The organism is Burkholderia anthina (genome assembly GCF_902498995.1).
Lineage (GTDB): Bacteria > Pseudomonadota > Gammaproteobacteria > Burkholderiales > Burkholderiaceae > Burkholderia > Burkholderia anthina.
In genome coordinates this window covers 428,402-449,618 of sequence record NZ_CABVLY010000001.1, presented here as the reverse complement: position 1 = coordinate 449,618, position 21,217 = coordinate 428,402, and the positions used below count along the sequence as shown (strand labels likewise).

At 63.9% G+C, this 21,217-nt stretch carries 19 protein-coding genes and 1 tRNA gene; 9 read left to right on the top strand and 11 right to left on the bottom strand.

Annotation, left to right across the window (positions count from 1 at the left end):
* Positions 1 to 27: 27 nt before the first annotated feature.
* From BME24068_RS02160 to BME24068_RS02145, 4 genes are all read left to right on the top strand, one after another.
* A complete protein-coding gene (locus tag BME24068_RS02160; RefSeq protein ID WP_096502101.1) occupies positions 28 to 486 on the top strand; it encodes a RidA family protein in 459 nt (152 codons plus the stop codon).
* Between the two features lie 31 nt (positions 487 to 517).
* Complete coding sequence (locus tag BME24068_RS02155; protein ID WP_174925024.1) at positions 518 to 1,399, top strand: PhzF family phenazine biosynthesis protein; 882 nt, start codon at positions 518 to 520, stop codon at positions 1,397 to 1,399.
* A 219-nt stretch (positions 1,400 to 1,618) separates the two neighbouring features.
* The gene (locus tag BME24068_RS02150) at positions 1,619 to 3,958 is read left to right on the top strand and encodes a bifunctional diguanylate cyclase/phosphodiesterase (protein WP_096502105.1); all 2,340 of its coding nucleotides are present in this window, start codon (positions 1,619 to 1,621) and stop codon (positions 3,956 to 3,958) included.
* A gap of 211 nt (positions 3,959 to 4,169) precedes the next feature.
* Entirely contained in the window at positions 4,170 to 5,378 is a 1,209-nt protein-coding gene (locus BME24068_RS02145) for a chromate transporter (RefSeq protein WP_096502492.1), read from the top strand.
* A gap of 51 nt (positions 5,379 to 5,429) precedes the next feature.
* Here BME24068_RS02145 and BME24068_RS02140 read toward each other — a convergent pair whose 3' ends face one another.
* On the bottom strand, positions 5,430 to 5,876 hold the full coding sequence (locus BME24068_RS02140; protein ID WP_174925023.1) for a multidrug/biocide efflux PACE transporter: 447 nt from the start codon (positions 5,874 to 5,876) through the stop codon (positions 5,430 to 5,432).
* A gap of 112 nt (positions 5,877 to 5,988) precedes the next feature.
* On the opposite strand from BME24068_RS02140, the gene BME24068_RS02135 reads away from it, so the two are divergent.
* Positions 5,989 to 6,873, top strand: coding sequence for a LysR family transcriptional regulator (locus BME24068_RS02135; protein ID WP_174925022.1), 885 nt, complete (start codon positions 5,989 to 5,991; stop codon positions 6,871 to 6,873).
* 49 nt (positions 6,874 to 6,922) lie between these two features.
* Here BME24068_RS02135 and BME24068_RS02130 read toward each other — a convergent pair whose 3' ends face one another.
* From BME24068_RS02130 to BME24068_RS02110, 5 genes are all read right to left on the bottom strand, one after another.
* Entirely contained in the window at positions 6,923 to 7,381 is a 459-nt protein-coding gene (locus BME24068_RS02130; RefSeq protein WP_096502111.1) for a CopD family protein, read from the bottom strand.
* 249 nt (positions 7,382 to 7,630) lie between these two features.
* Positions 7,631 to 9,952, bottom strand: coding sequence for a DNA topoisomerase IV subunit A (parC, locus tag BME24068_RS02125; RefSeq protein WP_174925021.1), 2,322 nt, complete (start codon positions 9,950 to 9,952; stop codon positions 7,631 to 7,633).
* A 69-nt stretch (positions 9,953 to 10,021) separates the two neighbouring features.
* Positions 10,022 to 12,004, bottom strand: coding sequence for a DNA topoisomerase IV subunit B (locus tag BME24068_RS02120; protein ID WP_096502115.1), 1,983 nt, complete (start codon positions 12,002 to 12,004; stop codon positions 10,022 to 10,024).
* A 269-nt stretch (positions 12,005 to 12,273) separates the two neighbouring features.
* Positions 12,274 to 14,223, bottom strand: coding sequence for an ATP-binding cassette domain-containing protein (locus BME24068_RS02115; protein WP_096502117.1), 1,950 nt, complete (start codon positions 14,221 to 14,223; stop codon positions 12,274 to 12,276).
* Between the two features lie 230 nt (positions 14,224 to 14,453).
* Entirely contained in the window at positions 14,454 to 14,858 is a 405-nt protein-coding gene (locus tag BME24068_RS02110; protein WP_174925020.1) for a DUF4399 domain-containing protein, read from the bottom strand.
* 197 nt (positions 14,859 to 15,055) lie between these two features.
* Here BME24068_RS02110 and BME24068_RS02105 point away from each other — a divergent pair, with 197 nt between their 5' ends.
* From BME24068_RS02105 to BME24068_RS02095, 3 genes are all read left to right on the top strand, one after another.
* The gene (locus tag BME24068_RS02105) at positions 15,056 to 15,238 is read left to right on the top strand and encodes a rubredoxin (protein ID WP_006478164.1); all 183 of its coding nucleotides are present in this window, start codon (positions 15,056 to 15,058) and stop codon (positions 15,236 to 15,238) included.
* 148 nt (positions 15,239 to 15,386) lie between these two features.
* A tRNA-Arg gene (locus tag BME24068_RS02100) sits at positions 15,387 to 15,461 on the top strand.
* A 169-nt stretch (positions 15,462 to 15,630) separates the two neighbouring features.
* Positions 15,631 to 16,881 (top strand): tyrosine-type recombinase/integrase, encoded by a 1,251-nt coding sequence (locus BME24068_RS02095; RefSeq protein WP_174925019.1) that lies wholly within the window; start codon positions 15,631 to 15,633, stop codon positions 16,879 to 16,881.
* 57 nt (positions 16,882 to 16,938) lie between these two features.
* On the opposite strand, the gene BME24068_RS02090 is transcribed toward BME24068_RS02095, so the two are convergent.
* Together BME24068_RS02090 and BME24068_RS02085 are read right to left on the bottom strand one after the other, a co-directional pair.
* Entirely contained in the window at positions 16,939 to 17,295 is a 357-nt protein-coding gene (locus BME24068_RS02090; protein ID WP_338138567.1) for a HepT-like ribonuclease domain-containing protein, read from the bottom strand.
* Positions 17,296 to 17,297: 2 nt separating this feature from the next.
* Positions 17,298 to 17,573, bottom strand: a complete 276-nt coding sequence (locus BME24068_RS02085) for a hypothetical protein (RefSeq protein WP_174925017.1) — start codon at positions 17,571 to 17,573, stop codon at positions 17,298 to 17,300.
* Positions 17,574 to 17,966: 393 nt separating this feature from the next.
* Between BME24068_RS02085 and BME24068_RS02080 the strand changes: the two genes are divergently transcribed.
* Positions 17,967 to 18,767, top strand: a complete 801-nt coding sequence (locus tag BME24068_RS02080) for an Abi-alpha family protein (protein WP_174925016.1) — start codon at positions 17,967 to 17,969, stop codon at positions 18,765 to 18,767.
* Positions 18,768 to 18,869: 102 nt separating this feature from the next.
* Here the strand turns inward: BME24068_RS02080 and BME24068_RS02075 are convergent, their stop codons facing one another.
* The 3 genes from BME24068_RS02075 to BME24068_RS02065 all read right to left on the bottom strand — a co-directional run bounded on the left by BME24068_RS02075 (position 18,870) and on the right by BME24068_RS02065 (position 21,141).
* Positions 18,870 to 19,493 (bottom strand): hypothetical protein, encoded by a 624-nt coding sequence (locus tag BME24068_RS02075; RefSeq protein WP_174925015.1) that lies wholly within the window; start codon positions 19,491 to 19,493, stop codon positions 18,870 to 18,872.
* A 143-nt stretch (positions 19,494 to 19,636) separates the two neighbouring features.
* Positions 19,637 to 20,239, bottom strand: a complete 603-nt coding sequence (locus BME24068_RS02070) for an SHOCT domain-containing protein (RefSeq protein ID WP_122474469.1) — start codon at positions 20,237 to 20,239, stop codon at positions 19,637 to 19,639.
* Between the two features lie 167 nt (positions 20,240 to 20,406).
* Positions 20,407 to 21,141 carry a hypothetical protein gene (locus tag BME24068_RS02065; protein ID WP_174925014.1) on the bottom strand — a complete coding sequence of 245 codons (735 nt, stop codon included), beginning with the start codon at positions 21,139 to 21,141 and terminating at the stop codon, positions 20,407 to 20,409.
* Positions 21,142 to 21,217: the final 76 nt, after the last annotated feature.

Below are 21,217 nucleotides of genomic sequence, written 5' to 3'. Positions count from 1 at the left end.
CACGACTCTCTACGAGGAATCGCACCCATGGCTAACGTCTACGACAAACTGAAGTCGCTCGGCATCGAGCTCCCGACCGCCGGCGCACCGGCCGCCGCCTACGTGATGAGCGCGCAAAGCGGCAACACGGTCTACCTGTCGGGCCACATCGCGAAGAAGGACGGCAAGGTCTGGGCCGGCAAGCTCGGCGCCGATCTGCAGACGGAAGACGGCAAGGCGGCCGCGCGCTCGATCGCGATCGACCTGCTCGCGACGCTGCACGCGCACACCGGCGACCTGAACAAGGTCACGCGCATCGTGAAGCTGATGAGCCTCGTGAACTCGACGCTCGAGTTCACCGAACAGCACATCGTCACGAACGGCGCGTCGGAGCTGATCGCGGAAGTGTTCGGCGATGCGGGCAAGCATGCGCGCTCGGCGTTCGGCGTCGCGCAGATTCCGCTCGGCGCATGCGTCGAGATCGAACTGATCGCCGAAGTTGCATAACGCAGGTCAAGCAGGTCACGCAACCGTCACGATGACCGGCCGCCGCGTCCGCTTCAAGCAGGTCGACGCCTTCACGTCGGTGCCGTTCAAGGGCAATGCGCTTGCCGTGGTATTCGACGCCGATTCGCTCGGCGACGACGACATGCTGGCGATCGCCCGCTGGACGAACCTGTCGGAAACGACGTTCGTATGCACGCCGACGGATCCGGAAGCCGACTACCGCGTCCGGATCTTCACGCCGGGCGGCGAGCTGCCGTTCGCCGGTCATCCGACACTCGGCACCGCGCATGCGTTCCTGGAAAGCGGCGCGCGGCCGCGCACGCCGGGCCGGCTGATCCAGCAATGCGGGGTCGGCCGGGTCGAACTGCGCGAACGGGCCGATGGCTGGGCATTTGCCGCACCGCCGGCACGGTTCACGCCGCTCGACCGCGCCGACTACCCGGCACTGGCAGCCGCATTGCGCAGCGATGCGATCGATCCGGATGCCGAACCGTGCGCGGTCGACAACGGCGCGCCGTGGCTCGTCGTGCGGTTGACGTCGGCCGACGCCTGCGTCGGCCTCGCCCCCGATCAGGCCGCATTAGAGGCAATCACCCACCGCTATGGCACGGACGGCCTTGCGGTCTACGCGCCGCACCCGGACGGCGGCCCCGCCACGTTCGAAATCCGCTGCCTGATGACGGGCGGCAGCTTCGGCGTCGGCGAGGATCCCGTCACCGGCAGCGCCAATGCGGCGCTGGCCGGCCTGCTGAGCCGCCAGCAACGCCGCCCCGGCCCTTCGTATACAGTGCGCCAGGGCACGGCAATCGGCCGCGACGGCCGCATCTTCGTCCACTATGGCGACGACGGCACGATCTGGATCGGCGGCCATGTCGTGACGGTCGTGGACGGCACGTTCCAGGCGCCCGCCTGACGTTTCGCGATGCGCGACGGTGCCGGCCGGGCCGGCACCCTACGATTCACCCGTCTATCGCAAAAGCGTTCCAGCCAGTAATATCGGGCCTAATCCGTCGCTTCGGCGGGTCTGTCCATGGTTGCGCATCCCGCGAACGAACAGACGCCGGTGCGCCCCAACCATAGCCGGCCATCCCGACGGGGGATGGCTCACGCGAGCAGGACGCCGCCCTTTTCGATGAGCTCCGCCCGGTCTAACCACACGCCGCCGAATCGGCCGCTGCGCGCGCCGCGCAAATCGCGCCGGCGTGCGCTGTTCGCGATCCCGCTGCTCGGGATGCTGGCGCTCGCGCTGCTGTGGGCCGTGATCATCGCGCGACTGTCGGTCGAAAAGGACAGCGCGTACAAGGAAGCGGCGGCATCCGCTGCGATCCTGTCGTCCGCGCTCGAACAGCATACGGTCAAGGCGATCCACCAGGTCGACCAGATCACCCGCTTCGTCAAGTTCGAGTTCGAGAAGTCGCCCGCGCATTTCAACCTTGCGAGCGCGGTCGAAAAAGGCGTCGTGCCGAGCGACACGCTGATCCAGGTTTCGCTCGTCAACGCGAAGGGCATCCTGTTCGCGAACACCGCCGAACTCCATCCGAAGCCGATCAACCTGTCCGACCGCGAGCACTTCAAGGTGCATCTCGCGAACAACGACGACCGCCTGTACATCAGCAAGCCGGTGCTCGGCCGCGTGTCGAGCCACTGGACGCTGCAGATGACGCGGCGCCTGAACAACCCGGACGGCAGCTTCGCGGGCATCGTCGTCGTGTCGGAAGACCCGAGCTACTTCACGAACGACTTCTACAACAATGCGGCGATCGGCAAGGAAGGCGTGATCGCCGTCGTGTCCGACACGGGCGCCGTGCTCGCGCGCCGCACCGGCTCGGTGAGCAACGCGCCGGGCGCGTTCTCCGCATCGGGCGTCTACCCGATCGCCGAGCGCGTGACGGGCACCATCATCGACCCGCTCGACGGCGTGACGCGCATCGTGTCGTACCGCCACCTCGACGGCTACCCGCTCGCGGTGATGGTCGGGCTGTCGCAGACCGAGGAATTCGCGGACTACTACCACACGCGCAACGTCTACCTGCTGATGACGAGCTTCATCACGCTCGCGATGCTCGCGTTCTTCGGCGTCGCGACGGGGCTGATCGGCAAGCTGCTCGGCCGCGAGCGCGAGATGACCCAGCTCGCCGAATACGACCTGCTCACCGGCCTCGCGAACCGCTACGCGACGCTGCGCGGGCTGCGCAACGACGTGTCGATGCCGGCGAGCCTGTCGCGGCTCGGCCTGCTGTTCATCGATCTCGACAACTTCAAGACCGTCAACGACACGCTCGGCCACAACGCCGGCGACATCGTGCTGCAGATGACCGCGTCGCGCCTGTCCGATGCGGTCGGCGACGAAGGCTCGCTCGCGCGGATCGGCGGCGACGAGTTCGTGGTCGTGATGAAGGGCGACGACGTCGAACGGCGCGCGGTGCGGCTCGCGGAAGCGATCATCCGCCTGTTCAGCGAACCGTTCGACGTGCGCGGCAGCTCGTTCGTACTGCATGCGAGCATCGGCATCGCGCTGCACACCGTCGCGAACGAAAGCGAAATCGACCTGCTGAAGAAGGCCGACCTCGCGATGTACAGCGCGAAGGACGCCGGCAAGAACTGCTATCAGTTCTACGCGCCGCACCTGTCGCACCGCGCGGATCACCTGATGCGCTGGGAACAGCAATTGCGCGTCGCGCTCGCCGAAGGGCAGCTGTTCCTCGCGTACCAGCCGAAGATCGACCTCACGCAGCGCACGATCACGGGCTTCGAGGCGCTCGCGCGCTGGGATCATCCGGAGCACGGCATCATCTCCGCGAACGAATTCATTTCGATCGCCGAATCGACCGGCCTGATCGTGCCGATCGGCGACTTCGTGATCCGCACCGCATGCGCGCAGATCGCGCGCTGGCGCGACGACGGCCACGACACGCTGACGCTCGCGGTCAACATCTCGCCCGTGCAGTTCTGGCGCGGCGACCTGATCGAGACGATCTCGCAAGCGCTGCTCGACACCGGCATCGACGCGAACCGGCTCGAGCTCGAGATCACCGAGACCGCGATGATGGAATATCCGGAACTCGTCTCCGAGAAGATCGTCGCGCTGAAGAAGCTCGGCATCCGGATCGCGCTCGACGATTTCGGCACCGGCTACTCGTCGCTGTCATACCTGCACCGCTTCTCCGTCGATACGCTGAAGGTCGACCGCTCGTTCGTGCAGGCGATCCCGAACGATCGCAGCGTGTGCGTGATGGTGTCGTCGATCGTGCATCTCGCGCGCTCGCTCGGCCTCACGGTCGTCGTCGAGGGCACCGAAACCGAGGAGCAGATCGCATGGCTGTCCGCGCTCGGCGAGATCGAAGCGCAGGGCTTCCTGTTTTCGCGGCCCGTACCGGCCGACGCGATTCCCGCGTTGATCGAACGCTTCGGCGTGCGCGGCGAGCAAGCGAACGTGATCGCACATCGCGCGGCCGGCAACGCCGGCGCGTAAGCACACCGCACACCACACGCGGCACGCACGGCACGCGTCTTGCCACATGCCGATCATTTCGGTTTCCGATCCGATCGTTTAGTTCATTAACTAGCGTTTTCGCGCATGGCAGTGTCACGATGCGCGGCGGACAATCGGGAGGGCCATCGTGTCGGCAGGCCGCCGGCATGCCCCTATGCGCGAGATCGGGCCCTGCGCCAACAGCACAATCATGACAACCGTCGAAGTCGAAGCGGCCGAACGTGTCGAACGGGCACAGGCATCCCTGTGGGCCTTGTTCAAGGTCGTCGCCGGCATTTCCGCGGTGTCGTGGGGCGGGTTGTCGATGATGGCGCAGCTCGAACGTCACTATGTCGACCGCTTGCAGCGCATCGAGCCGCAGTTGTTCGCCGATCTCGTCGCGCTCGCATGGCTCGTGCCAGGTCCGGTCGGATGCAACGTCGCGGTGCAGGTCGGCCAGACGCTGCACGGGCGCGCCGGCGCATGGATCGCCGGCATCGCGAGCGTGCTGCCGTTCTTCGTGCTGATGACGCTGTTCGCGATCTTCTATCGCACGCCGCTCGTGCGCTCGCTCGCCGCGCCGATGCTGATCAATCACTTCGGGATGGTGCTCGCCGCGCTGATCGGCGTCACGTGGCTCAAGCAGTTGCGCTCGCTCGCGCGCACGCGGCTCGAACAGCTGATCGCCGCGTTGTCGACGATTCTGCTCGCTTTCGCGCATAGTCCGGCCGCATTCGTCGGCATTCTCTGCGCTGCGTTTGCAGCAGGCTGGCTGACGGGGCCGCCGCAACACGACGCGATCGATTTCACGTTGTCCACGCGCGATCGCAACCTGCTCGTGCTGCTCGCCGTCCTCGTCGCGCTGTTCGCGCTGCCGCTGCCGGGCGATTACCAGATGGCGCTGCTGTGGCCGCGGCTCGCGGGCGCCGGCATGACGCTGTTCGGCGGCGGCTTTTCCGCACTGCCCGTGCTCAAGACGCTGTTCGTGTCGCCGGCGACCGGCATCTCCGATCACGATTTCACGCTCGCCTTCGCGTTGTCGCCGGTGTCGCCGGGGCCGCTGCTGAACGTCGTGCCGTTTCTCGGCTACCTGACCGACGGCTGGATCGGCGCGCTGTTCGCGACCGCCGCGCTGTTCATTCCGTCGGGTTGCCTCGTCGTGTTCGCGAAGAACCACCTGTTCCGGCTCAAGCGGCATTCGCGCTTCGAGCACGGGATGCGCCTGCTGCGCGCGGCGACGACGGGCTTTCTCGTGGTCGCCGTCGTGAAGATCCTGCATCGCGAACCGGCCGATCCCGTCTACTGGCTCACGGGCGCGTTCGCGACGCTGTGCTTCGCGCGCTTCAAGGTGCCCGTGTATGCCGTGTACGGCGTCGTCGCGATCGTGTGCGGCGTGTGGCTGTGGGCGGCCGCCCACTGACGGACAGCCGCGCTCGCGGCGGCGCCCGCCGGTTCGACTCCCCCGCCCTGCTCAGCCCGCCTGCATTGCGACGCGGCGTGCGACCCAGCGCGCGCGCAGCGCGTCGTACGCGAGGTTGAAGCAGAACGTGTAAGGCAGGAAGAACAGCACGAGGCCGAGGTCGAGCACCAACGCCTCGACGAGGCTCACGTTCAGCCACCACGCGGCAACCGGCACCACCATCGCGACAAGACCCAGTTCGAACGCGACCGCATGCGCGACCCGCATGCCAAGCGTGCGCGTCAGGCCCGCACGCCGTTCGAGGCGGTCGAACAGCGTGTTGAACGTCATGTTCCACACCATCGCGATCAGCGACACCATCACCGTCAGCACGCCGACGTGCGACACCGGCATGTCGAGCAGCCATGCGCCGATCGGCGCGCACAGCGCGATCGCCACGAGTTCGAACGTCAGCGCATGCACGAGGCGTTCCGTCACCGTTTTATTCACCTGTTTCATGATTCCCTCCGGTTCGTCTATTCAGTTCTTGTGGCCATTTTGATCGGTGAAACCATGCCAATCCAGTTTGATATCATCGGTTTTACCGATATAACGCTGTGAGGAGCGCCGCATGCGCCACGCCCCCGAAGCCCTGCTCGCGTTTGCCGAAGCCGCGCTGCTCGGCTCGTTCACGGCCGCCGCACGCAAGCTCGGCAAACGCCAGTCGACGATTTCCGAGGCGATCGCGAACTTCGAGATCGACCTCGGCGTGCAGTTGTTCGATCGCTCGACACGCACCCCGACGCTGACCGACGCCGGACGCGCGCTGTTGCCGCAGGTGCAGCGCGCGCTGGAGGCCGGCGCGGCAATCGACCGCATGGCGGCGCGGCTCGCGCAAGGCGAGGAAGCGCGGCTCACGCTCGTCGTGTCCGACACGTACCAGTCGAAGCGTTACGAGGAAACGTTGATGGCGCTCGAACAGCGCTTTCCGGCGCTCGAGCTCGAATGCCAGATCGCCGAGCACGAGGACGTGCTCGACCTGATCCAGCAGGGCCGTGCGCAGCTCGGGCTGATGGCCGCGCGCGCGGCCTACCCGCCCGATATCGGTGCGGCGACGGTGGCGGAGGAATCGGAGATCGGCCTGTTCGTCGGGCGCATGCACGCGCTGGCGCAATACGGCGATGCCGACGTGCCGCATGCGGCGCTGCGCGACGCGCGCGAGCTGCGGCTCAATACCTATGTGAAACCGGAGGATCGCAGCGCCGACGACCGGATCGTCGTCGGCACGCAGCGCTGGCTCGCGCCGAGCTATCTGATGCTGCTGGAGATGGCCGTGCTGGGGTTCGGCTGGGCCGAGCTGCCGCGCTGGATGGTGGAGCACTTCGCGCGCGATCGCCTGTGCGAGCTGCGCTCGCGCGGCTGGCCGCGCCGCGTGCGGGTGGATGCGGTATGGTCGCGCAACCGGCCGCTCGGGCCGGCCGGCTCGTGGCTGCTCGACGCGATGCTGGCCGCGTAGCGGCGCGGCACCGCGCGGGCAATTCGCGCCGGAGGGCGCCGCCGCAGGCTCAGAAGCCGCGCGACAGCACCGCCGCGCCGATCGTCACGACGCCCAGCACGAGATTGACGACGACGAGCAGGCGCACCGTGTTCACCGCGCGCGCGCCGTCCGGCCAGTTCTGCGCCTGCACCGCACGGCGGATGCGCGGGAACAGCGCGAAACGGATATGACCGAAGATCAGCATCATCACGACGCCGAGCCCGGCCATCGCATGCAGCGTCCACGTCGCGTGCGCGCCGCCGAACGCCATGAGCAGGAAGCCGCCGGACAGCAGGATCACGATCACCGAGCCGGACACCCAGTTGAAGAAGCGGCCGAACACGCCCTCGATCAGCGGCAGCCGCAGCTGCGGCGTCAGGTCGGACAGCGCCGGGCGCAGGCAGAAGTTCGCGAAAACCATCCCGCCCACCCACACGGCAACGGCCAGCAGATGAAGAAACAACGCGACGGAAACAGCGTGGGACATGGCGGCGATCCTGTGATGGGTTGAGTGCAACGAACAGCCGCGTCACGCGCGGTATCAAGCGACGTTCGACCGGCGCACCGCCGCTCGGTTCAGACCCCTGGCAGCATTTCACAATATTTTGCAAGTTCCGCGCGACGGCGCCACGCTCGCTTACCTGAATACGGCGTCGCCGCAAAAGGAAAGGCCGCCCACCCGCCGAAGCGGAGGTGCGGCCTTCGATGCCCGTCGAACCGGCGAGCGGATCGCGCGTCAGCCGAGCATCGGACGCAGCTCGTTGATGACCTTGAGCTTCGTGTCCGGCGCGCGGCCCTTGCGTGCTCGCTTGCCGATGTGCGGCGCGAGCCCCGCGTACGACAGCGTATCGTCCTGCGCCTTGCCGCCGCGGCCGGTGCCGATCAGCACGACGCCGGCCGGATCGATCGCGAGCGCCTGCACGAGCGTTTCCTTGTCCTCGAGCGCCATCAGGATCACGCCGCGGCCGCCGCCGGACAGCGTCTTCATTTCGTCCATCCCGAACACCAGCAGGCGGCCGCCGCTCGACAGGCACGCAACCTGCGTCGCGTTCGGCAGCACCGGCATCGGCGCGAGCGGCACCGCGCCCGCATCGATCGTCATGAACGCCTTGCCGGCCTTCACGCGGCTCACCATGTCGCCGACCTTCGCGACGAAGCCGAAACCATTGCTCGACGCGAGCAGCAGTTGCTGGTCGGCCGGCGCCGCGTAGTAGTGCATCAGGTGCGAACCCGATTCGAGCTCGATCAGCGACGTGACCGGCACGCCGTCGCCACGCCCGCCCGGCAGCACCGACACGTCGACCGAGTACACGCGGCCGCTGCTGCCCCACGCGATCAGGCGATCGGGCGTGCGGCACTGGAACGCCGCGTACAGGTGGTCGCCGGCCTTGAACGTGAAACCGGCCGGATCGAGCCCGTGGCCCTTCAGCGCACGCACCCAGCCCTTCTGCGACACGACGACCGTCACCGGCTCGTCGACCACCTTCGCCTCGAACGTCGCGCGCTTTTCCTGCTGGATCAGCGTGCGCCGATCGTCGCCATACTGCTTCGCGTCGGCCTCGATCTCCTTGATCATCAGCCGCTTCATCGCGCTTTCGTTCGCGAGCAACTCCTCGAGCTTCGCCTTCTCGTCGCGCAGCGCCTCGAGTTCCTTCTCGATCTTGATCTTCTCGAGCCGCGCGAGCTGGCGCAGGCGGATTTCGAGAATGTCCTCGGCCTGCCGCTCGCTGAGGCCGAACGCGCTCATCAGCGCGGCCTTCGGCTCGTCCGATTCGCGGATGATGCGGATCACCTCGTCGATGTTCAGGAAGACGATCATCCGCCCTTCGAGGATGTGGATGCGGTCGTCGACCTTCGCGAGACGGTGGCGGCAACGGCGCGTCATCGTCAGCTGGCGGAACTTCACCCATTCGTCGAGGATCGTCAACAGGCCCTTCTGGCCCGGCCGGCCGTCGGCGCCGATCATCACGAGGTTCAGCGTCGCGTTCGATTCGAGGCTCGTGTACGCGAGCAGCGTGTTCACGAATTCCGTCTGGTCGATCGTGCGCGACTTCGGCTCGAACACGAGCCGCACCGCCGCTTCCTTGCCCGACTCGTCGCGCACCGCGTCGAGCAGGTCGAGCATCGCCTTCTTCGTGTTCAGCTGTTCGGGCGTGAGCGTCTTCTTGCCGAGCTTGAGCTTCGGGTTGGTCAGCTCCTCGATTTCCTCGAGCACCTTCTGGCCCGACGTGTTCGGCGGCAATTCGGTGACGACGAGCTGCCACTGGCCGCGCGCGAGATCCTCGATCTTCCATTTCGCGCGCACCTTCAGGCTGCCGCGGCCGGATTCGTATGCCGCCGAGATTTCGGCGTCGCTCGAGATGATCTGGCCGCCGCCCGGGAAATCCGGGCCGGGAATCAGGCTCATCAGCTCCGCGTGCGTGAGCTTCGGATTGCGGATCAATGCGACTGCCGCCGCCGCGACTTCGCGCAGGTTGTGCGACGGGATTTCCGTCGCGAGACCGACCGCGATGCCCGACGCGCCGTTCAGCAGCACGAACGGCATGCGGCCCGGCAGCGTCTTCGGCTCCTCGAACGAGCCGTCGTAGTTCGGCATGAAATCGACCGTGCCCTGGTCGATCTCGTCGAGCAGCAGTTTCGAAATCGGCGTGAGCCGCGCTTCGGTGTATCGCATCGCCGCCGCGCCGTCGCCGTCGCGCGAGCCGAAGTTGCCCTGCCCGTCGATCAGCGGGTAACGCAGCGAGAAGTCCTGCGCGAGACGCACGAGCGCGTCGTACGCCGACTGGTCGCCGTGCGGGTGGTATTTACCGAGCACGTCGCCGACCACGCGCGCCGATTTCACCGGCTTCGCGTCCGGGCCGAGACCCATTTCGTTCATCGCGAACAGGATCCGGCGCTGCACCGGCTTCTGGCCGTCGCACACGTCGGGCAGCGCGCGACTCTTCACGACGCTGACCGCGTAGCTGAGATACGCCTGCTCCGCGTAGTTGCCGAGCGTCAGCGCATCGGCGTCCGGTGCGTCGGACCCGGCGAAGAGATCGGAAGTATTGTCGTCCATCTGAATTCCGTATTCGTAAGTGGCGTGAGGCCGGGCCGGGCGTCATGCCCGGCCGCGCGGATGCGTCGCTTAAATATCCGCTTCGACGTCGTTGCCCTTTTCCTCGAGCCAGCCGCGCCGCGCGGCTGCCTCGCCCTTGCCCATCAGCATCGTCATGCGCGCGACGGTCGCCTCGTAGTCGAGCTCGCCGAGCTTCACCGGCATCAGGCGGCGCGTATCGGGGTTCATCGTCGTGTCCCACAGCTGCTCGGCGCTCATTTCGCCGAGACCCTTGAAGCGGCTGATGCTCCATTGCGTGTCGCGCACGCCGTCCTTGCGCAGCTTGTCGAGCGTCGCTTCGAGTTCGCCGTCATCGAGGGCATAGAGCTTCTGCGCGGGCTTCTTGCCGCGAGCGGGCGCATCGACGCGGAACAGCGGCGGCCGCGCGACGTGCACGTGTCCGCGCTCGATCAGCTGCGGGAAATGCTTGAAGAACAGCGTGAGCAGCAGCACCTGGATGTGCGAACCGTCGACGTCCGCGTCCGACAGGATGCAGATCTTGCCGTAGCGCAGGTTCGACAGGTCGACGGTGTCGTCGGGGCTGTGCGGATCGACACCGATCGCAACCGAGATGTCGTGCACCTCGTTGTTCGCGAACAGACGATCGCGCTCGGTTTCCCACGTGTTCAGCACCTTGCCGCGCAGCGGCAGGATCGCCTGATATTCCTTGTCGCGGCCCATCTTCGCGGAACCGCCCGCCGAGTCGCCCTCGACGAGGAACAGTTCGTTGCGCGCGATATCTTCCGTCTCGCAGTCGGTCAGCTTGCCCGGCAGCACCGCGACGCCCGAGCTCTTGCGCTTCTCGACCTTCTGGCCCGCACGCGTGCGCGCCTGCGCCTGCTTGATCACGAGCTCCGCGAGCTTCTTGCCGTGCTCGACGTGCTGGTTCAGCCACAGTTCGAGCGCGGGACGCGAGAACGACGACACGAGCTTCACCGCGTCGCGGCTGTTCAGGCGCTCCTTGATCTGCCCCTGGAACTGCGGATCGAGCACCTTCGCGGACAGCACGAACGACACGCGCGCGAACACGTCTTCCGCGAGCAGCTTCACGCCCTTCGGCTGCAGGTTGTGCAGTTCGACGAAGCTTTTCACCGCCTGGTAGAGACCGTCGCGCAGGCCCGATTCGTGCGTGCCGCCGGCCGGCGTCGGAATCAGGTTCACGTACGACTCGCGCACGAGCGAGCCTTCCTCGCTCCATGCGACGACCCACGATGCACCCTCGCCCTCGGCGAACGTGTCGTCGGCCGAACGCGCATCGGCGAAGCGCTCGCCTTCGAACAGCGGGATCAGCAGCTCGCTGCCGTTCATCTCGTCGAGCAGGTAGCCGCGCAGGCCGTCCTCGTACTTCCACGCCTGGCGCTCGCCGGTCTTCTCGTTGACGAGCACGACCTCGACGCCCGGCAGCAGCACGGCCTTCGAGCGCAGCAGGCGCTGCAGCTCGCCGAGCGGCAGGTTCGGCGAATCGAAGTACTTCGGATTCGGCCACACCTGCACGCGCGTGCCGGATTTCTTCTCGCCGCGGCCCGCGCCTTGCGTCGCGAGCGGCTTGACGACATCGCCGTCGGCGAAACCGAGCTCGGCGATCTTGCCGTCGCGCCAGACCGTCACGTCGAGGCGCGTCGCGAGCGCGTTCGTCACCGACACGCCGACGCCGTGCAGGCCGCCCGAGAACGTGTACGCGCCGCCGGCGGCCTTGTCGAACTTGCCGCCTGCGTGCAGGCGCGTGAACACGATCTCGACGACCGGCACGCCTTCCTCGGGATGCAGGCCGAACGGGATGCCGCGGCCGTCGTCCTCGACCGACACCGACTGATCGGCGTGCAGCGTGACCGTGATCTGCTTGCCGTAGCCGCCGAGTGCCTCGTCGGACGCGTTGTCGATGACTTCCTGAATGATGTGCAGCGGATTTTCGGTACGGGTGTACATGCCGGGCCGCTGCTTGACCGGCTCGAGGCCCTTGAGCACCTTGATCGATGCTTCGCTATAGGCCGCGCTGGGCTTCTTCGTTGACATAGGCGCTGAATTTCGTCGTTCATCGGGACGTTTTCCACATCTCGTGTGGATAACGTCGTGGACAAAGCGTTGAGTTCCGTAAAAAAGCGAATCGAAACAACGGTGTGCTTGGACTGCTCCGAAAGCGGGCGCGCGGCATGCGCTGCGCGGCCCGGGACGCGCGGTATTTTACTGGTTCCGCGTGGCACGCCACCGCAAGATCGTCACACCGCGCCACCGGCCGGCCGCCGCGCGTGCGGCACCGGCCCGGCCGGCCCGCGTGCCGTGCGTCAAACCGGCTTGCGTTTCGCTTCGAGCGTCTCCCACCGCTCGAGCGCGGCGAGCAGTTCGTCGTCGATCGCCGCGAACCGTTCGGTCAGGCGCGTGCCCTCCTGCGGATCCTTCGCGAAGATCGAGCCGTCCTCGAGCTGCGCGTTGATCGTCTTCTGTTCCTCCTCGAGCGCGGCGATCTTCTCCGGCAGCGCATCGAGTTCGCGCTGCTCGTTGAACGACAGCTTCACCGAGCGCTGCGCGTTGCGGCCCGCCGCGCTTTTCGCCGCGTCTTCCTTGGCCGGCGCCGCGTCCTTCACGGCGCGCTTCGCCGCTTCCTGCTGCGCGAGCTGCTGCGACCGCTCGCTCTGGATCTGCCAGTCGGTGAAGCCGCCAACGTACTCGCGCCACTTGCCGTCGCCTTCGGCCGCGATCACCGACGTCACGACGTTGTCGAGGAATGCGCGGTCGTGGCTGACGAGCAGCACCGTGCCGTCGTAGTCGGCCAGCAGCTCTTCGAGCAGTTCGAGCGTCGGGATGTCGAGGTCGTTGGTCGGTTCGTCGAGCACCAGCACGTTGGCCGGGCGCGCGAACAGACGCGCGAGCAGCAGCCGGTTGCGCTCGCCGCCCGACAGCGACTTCACCGGCGAACGCGCGCGTTCCGGCGCGAACAGGAAGTCGCCGAGATAGCTCATCACGTGCTTGCGCACGCCGCCGATCTCGACCCATTCGCTGCCCGGGCTGATCGTGTCGGCCAGGCTCTTGTCCTGGTCGAGCTGCGCGCGCATCTGGTCGAAGTACGCGACCTGCAGGTTCGTGCCGGTGCGCACCGTGCCCGCGTCGGGCTTCAGTTCACCGAGGATCAGCTTGAGCAGCGTCGTCTTGCCGGCGCCGTTCGGGCCGACGAAACCGATCTTGTCGCCGCGCATGACCGTCGTCGAGAAAGTGTCGACCACCGTGCGATCGCCGTAGCGTTTCGTCACGTCGGTCAGCTCCGCGACGATCTTGCCCGACTTCTCGCCCTGCGCGACGTCGAGCTTCACGTTGCCTTGCGCGTTGCGGCGCTCCGCGCGATCGTTGCGCATCTGCACGAGCCGCGCGATGCGCCCGACGCTGCGCGTGCGGCGCGCCTCGACGCCCTTGCGAATCCACACTTCTTCCTGCGCGAGCAGCTTGTCGAACTTCTCGTTTTCCACGCGCTCGACTTCCAGCTGCTGCGCCTTGCGCGTCTGGTACGCCGAGAAATTGCCCGGATACGACAGCAGACCGCCGCGATCGAGGTCGACGATGCGCGTCGCGACGCGGTCGAGGAACGCGCGATCGTGCGTGATAAACAGCAGGCCCGCGCGCTGCGCGACCAGCAGCTCTTCCAGCCAGCGGATGCCGTCGAAGTCGAGGTGGTTGGTCGGTTCGTCGAGCAGCAGCACGTCCGGCTGCAGCACCAGCGCGCGCGCCAGCGCGACACGCTTCTGCATCCCGCCCGACAATGAGTCGACCTGTGCATCGCCGTCCGTCAGGCCGATCTGCGCGAGCGTCATCGACACGCGCGTGCGCCAGTTCCATGCATCGTGCGTATCGAGCGACGACTGCAGCGCGTTCATTCGCGCGAGCAGCGCGTCGTGCTCCGCGCCTTCCGGCGTCTCCGCAAGACGATGCGCGATCGAATCGTATTCTTCGAGGACTTCGCGCGTGTGCGTGAGCCCTGACGCCACCGCGTCGAACACCGTCGCGCCGGGTTCGAATTCGGGCTCCTGCGGCACGTAGACGGTCACGAGATCCTGCTGACGCGTGATCAATCCGTCATCGGGCTTCGCGAGCCCGGCGACGATCTTCAGCAGCGACGACTTGCCCGCGCCGTTGCGACCGATCAGGCCGACGCGCTCGCCGGCCTCCAGCGAGAAGTCCGCGTGGTCCAGCAACGCGACGTGACCGAACGCGAGTTGCGCGCCGGTAATGGAATAAAGCGACATGGGGAGACGGCGAAGAGAGAAATCGGAAGCGCCCATTGTACCGGTGGCGGACGCCCGCGCCGGGATGGCCGAACGGACTAGGCCGATGCGCGCTTCTATTTTGTGCTGTGGGTGCGTGACGGCGTGTGCCCGACGGACGGGGCCGCATGCGACGCCTCAGTGTTGCGCGAGGCCTGCGGTGGACATCCGGCCGCAATTCCCGGCCGGGCGTCCGCATGCGGGCGGTGCGTTTACTGCACGTTGACCGTGATCGTCGAGCTCATTTCGGGGCCGTACGAACGGTGTGCGCCGTCGCCGAATTGCAGTGTCAGCGTGTGCTGGCCGGGCGGCAGCTTCAAGTCGGTTTCGGTCTGGCCCTTGCCGAAGTGCAGCGAATGGTCGGTGGCCGGGATCACGTCGCCCTTCGGCACCGGCTTGCCGTCGATCAGCAGGTGATGGTGGCCCGTGTCCGGCGTCATGTCGCCGGCCGGCTTGAGGTCCATCCCCTCGAGGCCGAACTTCACGTGCACCGGGCTCGATACCGTCGCGCCGTCCTTCGGCTCGACGAAGAACACGCGCGCCTCGGCACGCGCGAGCGTCGACATGGCCAATGCCGCGACACAAATCGCGCCCGCGATCCATTTCTTGTTGAGCATCGTTTCCTCCTTCAGATTGAAAGGCTCACGAAGCATACACTGCGTGCCCGACCCGCGCGACGACGGCGGTTGTTCGCGATGCGTACGTTTAAAACGACGTTGCCGAGGCGTTCGGCGAAATTCCGGTACCATTGCGCCTTTCGTCCGCCGGCCGTGCCGCGAACGGCATCACCGACTTTCATCATCCCGAGCGCTACATGAGCGAAGTAACCGAATACCAGAGCTGGGTCTGCCTGATTTGCGGGTGGGTCTACAACGAAGCGGAAGGTCTGCCCGACGAAGGCATCCCCGCCGGCACCCGTTTCGCCGACATTCCCGCCGACTGGCGCTGCCCGCTGTGCGACGTGGGCAAGGAAGATTTCGTCGTCGTCGATTTCTGATTCGCGATTCCCGACCACGCTTGAACGCGCGAACCGCGCATCGGCACGCATTCCGTCCGCCGATGCGCCGCGCGTTTGCTATACTTTGCGCGCTGTCCACACCGCCGTCCCGTTCGCGTCTTCAGCACGCGATACCGCGGACATGGCTCTCCCCGTAGTTCAATGGATAGAACAAGCGCCTCCTAAGCGCTAGATACAGGTTCGATTCCTGTCGGGGGGACCATCTAAGTTCCCAACACTTCCCAAGTTCGCCCAAAAAATCGCGCACAGCCTTGTGCTGCCTAAGCTTTTGCTGCCATCATTGCCCAAGGTTGCCCAGTACAAGCCAAGTACATTGGGGGTATCGGTGAGGATATACCCCGAAGCACTCGGAGTCGATACCCCCACGCCAAATGCCAAAGCGAACTGACCCACTAACCGAGTTGCAAGTACGCCGCGCAAAGGGCGCCGAACAGCCATACCGCTTAGCTGACGGCAAAGGGCTCTACTTGCAGGTCATGCCGAACGGCTCCCGGTACTGGCGCATGAAGTATCGGTTCGACGGAAAGGAAAAGCTCGCGTCGTTCGGCGTCTATCCAGAGGTGACACTCGCTGAGGCTCGACAAGCCTGTCTCAATGCGCGGAAGCAACTGGCCGCCGGCACCGATCCGATCGAACAGAAGCGGGAGGTCAAACGCACACGTGCGATCGAAGCAGCATCGACGTTTGAGGCTGTCGCGCGCGAGTGGTTTGCGGCCCAGAAGGATGGTTGGACCGAAGTCTATGCGGGCAAAGTGATCAACTCGCTTGAGGTCGACGTTTTCCCCCGAATTGGCCACCGTCCAATCCGAGACATCGAGGCACCCGACATGCTCGAGATCCTCCGAGCCGTCGAATCTCGCGGCGTGCGAGAGACAGCAAAGCGCATCCTCCAGCGCTCGCGGGCCGTGTTCCAGTACGGAATCATGACCGGGCGATGCCCTCGGAATCCAGCCGCGGACATCGACGCCGAGACTGTTCTCAAGAAAGGCGCAGGTGTCCAACACATGGCACGGGTCAAACCCGTCGAAATCCCCCAACTCATGCGGGACATCGCAGCCTACCAAGGTGACCTCGTCACGCGACTGGCACTTCGCTTCATGGCCCTGACGTTCACTCGAACAACTGAGATGATCAACGCCGAGTGGGACGAATTCGACGAGCGCGCCGCCGAATGGCGGATTCCCGCGGAGCGAATGAAGATGCGCGACCCGCACATTGTCCCGCTCTCGCGCCAAGCGCTCGACACATTGGCCGCGCTGCGTGAACTGAACGGCGCCCATCGGCACGTTTTCTATAGTACCCAGGGCCGAAGCCACATCTCGAACAACACGATGCTCTATGCGCTCTACCGCATGGGCTACAAGTCGCGAATGACCGGCCACGGGTTCCGCGGGTTGGCCGCGACTGTGCTACGCGAACTCGGTTATGGCCGCGATGTTGTCGATCGGCAGCTTGCCCATGCTGAACGCAATCAGGTCACCGCAGCATACGTGCATGCCGAGTTCTTACCCGAGCGCCGGAAGATGATGCAACATTGGGCAGATCACCTCGATGCACTGCAGGCTGGTGCTCCGGTGATCCCGATCAACGCCGCGCGGCAAACGATCACGAACAGAACCTAGCGATATCCCGGCGGGATATATACGGCGACGCCCGACGGATAGACGGGGCCTAAGTAACTAAGGGAACTTCGCCTGAAGAATAGCGACATCAGCCGCCAGCGGCCTAAGATCCTGCTGAATTGTTGCCCAAACTTTAGCGGGATCAACAGCGAAGTAGCGATGAGCCAACAGATCACGCATTCGTTTGGCGTACTTTAGAGCAGTAGCCAAGGTCGCTGGACATTGCGCAATCTCACTCTGGCACCCAGTCAGTAATGAACTGGCGGCTTCCCCGATTATTACAAATCGATAGCAACATGCCGCCACCAACCCGTCAGAAGCAACAAAAGCCTGCTCGTCGCGTCCGTTCACTTCGCTCAAGATAGCCTGTACCGAGCGAAGTATGTCTTCGCAGCGCTCGCGGGGCGTTGGCACGACTAGACCTTCTGGGCAATGCTCAGAATACGGTCGCGATCACTCCCCTTTAACCCACCTTCCGTGAGTATTGTTACCCGAGCATGCAGTTCGTCAGTCAACGCATCCTCCATCTTGAACACGTCGAAATACGATACCTGCCCTTCCGGCTGCACTAGCAAGACCACTTCGGCCTCGCCCACTACCTCGGGAATGTAGCGTGGATTTTGGACATGAAAGCGCGCCAAGACCCCGTTGATCGCGGTCTTGTGGTCGCGAACATAATCGATTGGCTTCATGGCTCGGCGCTCCACTACCTGTCCCGCGGCACTGCAGCTTGACAGGCGCATTTTTTTTACTACGAAAATTACGACTTCACTCTATCCCGCTGATTCCAGCATGTCCATAGCAGATAACGACAAAATGTGACCGGATCTTGGCGTGTCGCGTCTCCACCACTACCGAAAATGCAGCAAGTTTTGCACCATTCCCCAGTCGGCGGCCCTCAGAGCGTTGCTCCCTTTGCGAAAGGCAGAAAAAGCGCTCGATCCGTTGCATCCGCGAAACGCCCACTTGCAAAAATAAATCAGTGACAGAATATCTGTCCGCCCCTGATCAGCGCTGCGTACCCGCACGAGGCGTCTAGACTGTGCCAACGATCGGTCGTTCAAAATTGAAGCGTGGAGACAAGTATGAGCGAAGAGAATCTCGACCCAGTGGGAACCAAAGCGCTTGCCGAAGCCGCCAAGATCGTCACCGAAAAGACCGTGACCGGCATTGGCGCCTTTCTAAACAAGGTTTGCATGCCGGCAGCCGAGGAGTTTGGACTCCTGCTCCAAGACAAAGTCCGGAGCTGGCGTGCGTCCAATGCCGTGGCCATTCTCGAGAGGAGCCGAGCCCACCTCGAGCGGAATGAACAAGCCGGCGAGATTCATGTACATCCCCGCATCGCAGGTAAGATCATCGACAAAAGCTCGTGGGTAGACGCTGAGAATCTGCAGGAGATGTGGTCTGGACTTTTCGTTAGTTCGTGCTCCCCCACTGGCACAGATGACAGCAACCTTATTTTCATCACACTACTTGATCAATTGACGGCAAGCGAAGCAACGCTTATCGAATTTCTCTGTAAGGACACTCGGATATGCACGTCCGAGCATCGCTTGGTACTTGCCGAAACTCAAGTAATTGTTCCGCTCGAAGGTCTGCGCAAAGTCACGAGCATCGATAGCGCCAGCGAGCTTGACATAGCAATCGACCATCTTCGTGAGGTTGGCCTTCTTCAAATGGAAAGTGGATTTAATCTGAATAGCAGTCCAACCCCAGTCGCGATCCTCACGCCCAGTGCACTCTGCCTAAATCTCTTTGCTCGGACTCAAGGATGGACGAGCGACCCATACGATTTCTACGAAAAAGGTTCGCCTGTAGGCGTTCGCGAGATCGCGCCCGTAGCACCAAGCACTTCACACCCAAGCGGGTATCACGACGCGTTCTAACTCTAGTCTTGCGGAAACGCCTGTTCCACCGCGTGCCCCAAACTTGGCTCCGGCAACTGCGGATCATTTCAATGTCACAAATCGGACGGTAGACCGCCCTTCTTACTGCAACTGCCGCGGCTGGGTGGGCTGCTCAGCCCGCTCAATGAACGCCTGCTCCACCAACTGGGGAACAGTACGGAACGCGTTATAGAGATGGGGGCGAACCGACTTTCCACCAAGCCGCTGATCGTCAGTCGCATGAGCAAGCCTCTGGTTCGTGAACTCGATGACCGTGGTCCATGCCTGCTCCGCCCGTGATGGGTTTGCTATCGAAGCCAGTGCCTGTGCTCTTGTCAAACGACTTAGCGGCTGCCCATTGACGTCGACGTAATGCTCGATGCCAATGTCTCCGTCAAGACGACGATCTTTGGTAGAAACTAGGAGTCCACGATCGCGCTTGCTGGCCGTGAGCCCCAGGAACTCGAGCAACACCCTGCATTGAAGTGCTGCTATCGAGATTACAGGCTGGGTGTAGCCACCTAATACGGTGAACAAGACTCGTTGGGGTGGCACGGCCGAACGGAATACCTCAATGTAGTCCAACGACGTGTACTTCTTCTCCAACTCCAGCGCCTGTCGGGCTGCATCGATACGAACCAGCATATGCGGAATCACGTTCACACGCATATGGAATAGCTGCAGCGAATCCGGTTGATATGCCTGCTTTTGCTTGAGGGTACTCACGGCATTTCCAGACGTTTGTCCGCCAGTCAGCATGACGCGGGGATGGTCCCTCGTGGCATGCCAATATCGCCCGCCGAATGGATTGATGGCGGACCATTCCTAGTCGGATTTCAGCGGCTTGGGTGGGCAGTTACGAGAACACATCAAAGCTGGCTGATGACCTTGGCCTTGATAGTTTCGTATTCGGAATCGCTGATGAGCCCTTGATCGAGCATGGCCTTGGCCTTCTGTAGCCGCTCCGTCGGACTTTCACCGGCCACGGCTGCAGAGTCACCGAAACTGCCCTGAAACCCGCCGGATTTGGCACGCATCTCCTCAAGCTCACGCTGCCGGCGCTTTTCACGCCAAGCCTGCTCCTGCGCCTGGCAGATACGGTAGATTGCTTGCGCCTCTGCTTTGCGCAAGCCGGAGAACTGGAACCCACGGAGAGCGCCACCACTTGCCAAGTCAGGTTGAGTCAGTGCGGTAACGGTCAGAGTGCTGCCAAAGATACCGGCCTTGATATGGGCCGTCTTGATGTCCTGCCAGCGAAGGTCAACGGGCGAAAAACCTCCCAACAGGCCGCGTGTCATCCCGATTAGCCGACCGGACGTCGCTGCCACAAGCGCGCGTCGATGCAAAAGCGCAAACAATCGGCGCTGCACCGTGCTCTCCTGAACGGCCTCCCCGGTAACGAGCATCGAGTCCAAATACGACCATGCTTTCGGCATCTCGGCGGCAAGGCCAGTTGAGTTGTTGTCTGCCATCGCATTCCCCGTCAATTGTGATTGTGTTGTCGCAGTCATCGCGCTGCGGTTCGGAAAATCCTAGCAGATTTGAACGACAACGCTGCGCGGAATACTTAGGCTATCCCGGCAGCTGGCGCTGCGACTGACCGCAGCCGCAGAAGCAGTAATCCCCAAACGCAACGCCCCTAGTCGCGGACGGGCAACTCAAAAAACATGATCCTGTCGGTTCTCGGCTCAGCCGGCTTTGTATGCGGCATTTCCTCGATCGTTAGAGATTCAACAACATCGTTTCCAAGCAACGCCGTCAAGACCGCCACAACATAGTCGCTATACAAGCCGGCGACCTCGACCACCTCTTGCATTACCAGTCCGAATGCTTTGCCTGGGTTCGCCTCATCTGTAATGGTGGCCAACCGATTTATTGCCGCCAGCTCCGACACGAAGATCAGGTTGTGACCGTGATTCTGCGACATATAGGCCACCATCTCGTCGTCCCCAAGGGGCAATGCCTCCAAGTCATCGATAGAAAGCTGGGCGGAGTAGTGGAAGGCGAAGCCGTTCCGGAGCTTATGAATCATGGAGCCTTTGGCCAGCCGCTTGCCCAATTCGCCAACGGCACTCCTCCCCTCTGCGGTTAGCGAATCGACAACCAATGGGTTAATTTCGCTCTGAAGTTTGGCCCAGCCTTCGTGGATCTTCCCTGCGAGCAGCTTCACGGTAAGCAGCGCAAGCGAGAGGGTGGCGCGCCTTTCCGCTTCGTCCGCGTCGTTTGGCATTCTTGCAATCAGAAGCAGCCGAACAAGCCAATTCAGTTCGTTGGTGAAAAGCCCCACACGTAAGAAAGCCGAAGCTCGCTCTTTAGGAAGCGATCGGAGTACCTCGAGTGGCAACTTGACCTTGTGTATGCGCACTTCCTCCATGCCTAGATCTCCACGAAATGATGTTGAGCTAATGCATTCAGTCTGCCATGCCCCCCGCTAGCCATCCCTCACGTCT

Coding starts and splice junctions, on each gene's coding strand:
- BME24068_RS02160 (WP_096502101.1), top strand. CDS start 28: ATGGCTAACGTCTACGACAAACTGAAGTCGCTCGGCATCGAGCTCCCG.
- BME24068_RS02155 (WP_174925024.1), top strand. CDS start 518: ATGACCGGCCGCCGCGTCCGCTTCAAGCAGGTCGACGCCTTCACGTCG.
- BME24068_RS02150 (WP_096502105.1), top strand. CDS start 1,619: ATGAGCTCCGCCCGGTCTAACCACACGCCGCCGAATCGGCCGCTGCGC.
- BME24068_RS02145 (WP_096502492.1), top strand. CDS start 4,170: ATGACAACCGTCGAAGTCGAAGCGGCCGAACGTGTCGAACGGGCACAG.
- BME24068_RS02140 (WP_174925023.1), bottom strand. CDS start 5,876: ATGAAACAGGTGAATAAAACGGTGACGGAACGCCTCGTGCATGCGCTG.
- BME24068_RS02135 (WP_174925022.1), top strand. CDS start 5,989: ATGCGCCACGCCCCCGAAGCCCTGCTCGCGTTTGCCGAAGCCGCGCTG.
- BME24068_RS02130 (WP_096502111.1), bottom strand. CDS start 7,381: ATGTCCCACGCTGTTTCCGTCGCGTTGTTTCTTCATCTGCTGGCCGTT.
- parC (WP_174925021.1), bottom strand. CDS start 9,952: ATGGACGACAATACTTCCGATCTCTTCGCCGGGTCCGACGCACCGGAC.
- BME24068_RS02120 (WP_096502115.1), bottom strand. CDS start 12,004: ATGTCAACGAAGAAGCCCAGCGCGGCCTATAGCGAAGCATCGATCAAG.
- BME24068_RS02115 (WP_096502117.1), bottom strand. CDS start 14,223: ATGTCGCTTTATTCCATTACCGGCGCGCAACTCGCGTTCGGTCACGTC.
- BME24068_RS02110 (WP_174925020.1), bottom strand. CDS start 14,858: ATGCTCAACAAGAAATGGATCGCGGGCGCGATTTGTGTCGCGGCATTG.
- BME24068_RS02105 (WP_006478164.1), top strand. CDS start 15,056: ATGAGCGAAGTAACCGAATACCAGAGCTGGGTCTGCCTGATTTGCGGG.
- BME24068_RS02095 (WP_174925019.1), top strand. CDS start 15,631: ATGCCAAAGCGAACTGACCCACTAACCGAGTTGCAAGTACGCCGCGCA.
- BME24068_RS02085 (WP_174925017.1), bottom strand. CDS start 17,573: ATGAAGCCAATCGATTATGTTCGCGACCACAAGACCGCGATCAACGGG.
- BME24068_RS02080 (WP_174925016.1), top strand. CDS start 17,967: ATGAGCGAAGAGAATCTCGACCCAGTGGGAACCAAAGCGCTTGCCGAA.
- BME24068_RS02070 (WP_122474469.1), bottom strand. CDS start 20,239: ATGGCAGACAACAACTCAACTGGCCTTGCCGCCGAGATGCCGAAAGCA.
- BME24068_RS02065 (WP_174925014.1), bottom strand. CDS start 21,141: ATGGAGGAAGTGCGCATACACAAGGTCAAGTTGCCACTCGAGGTACTC.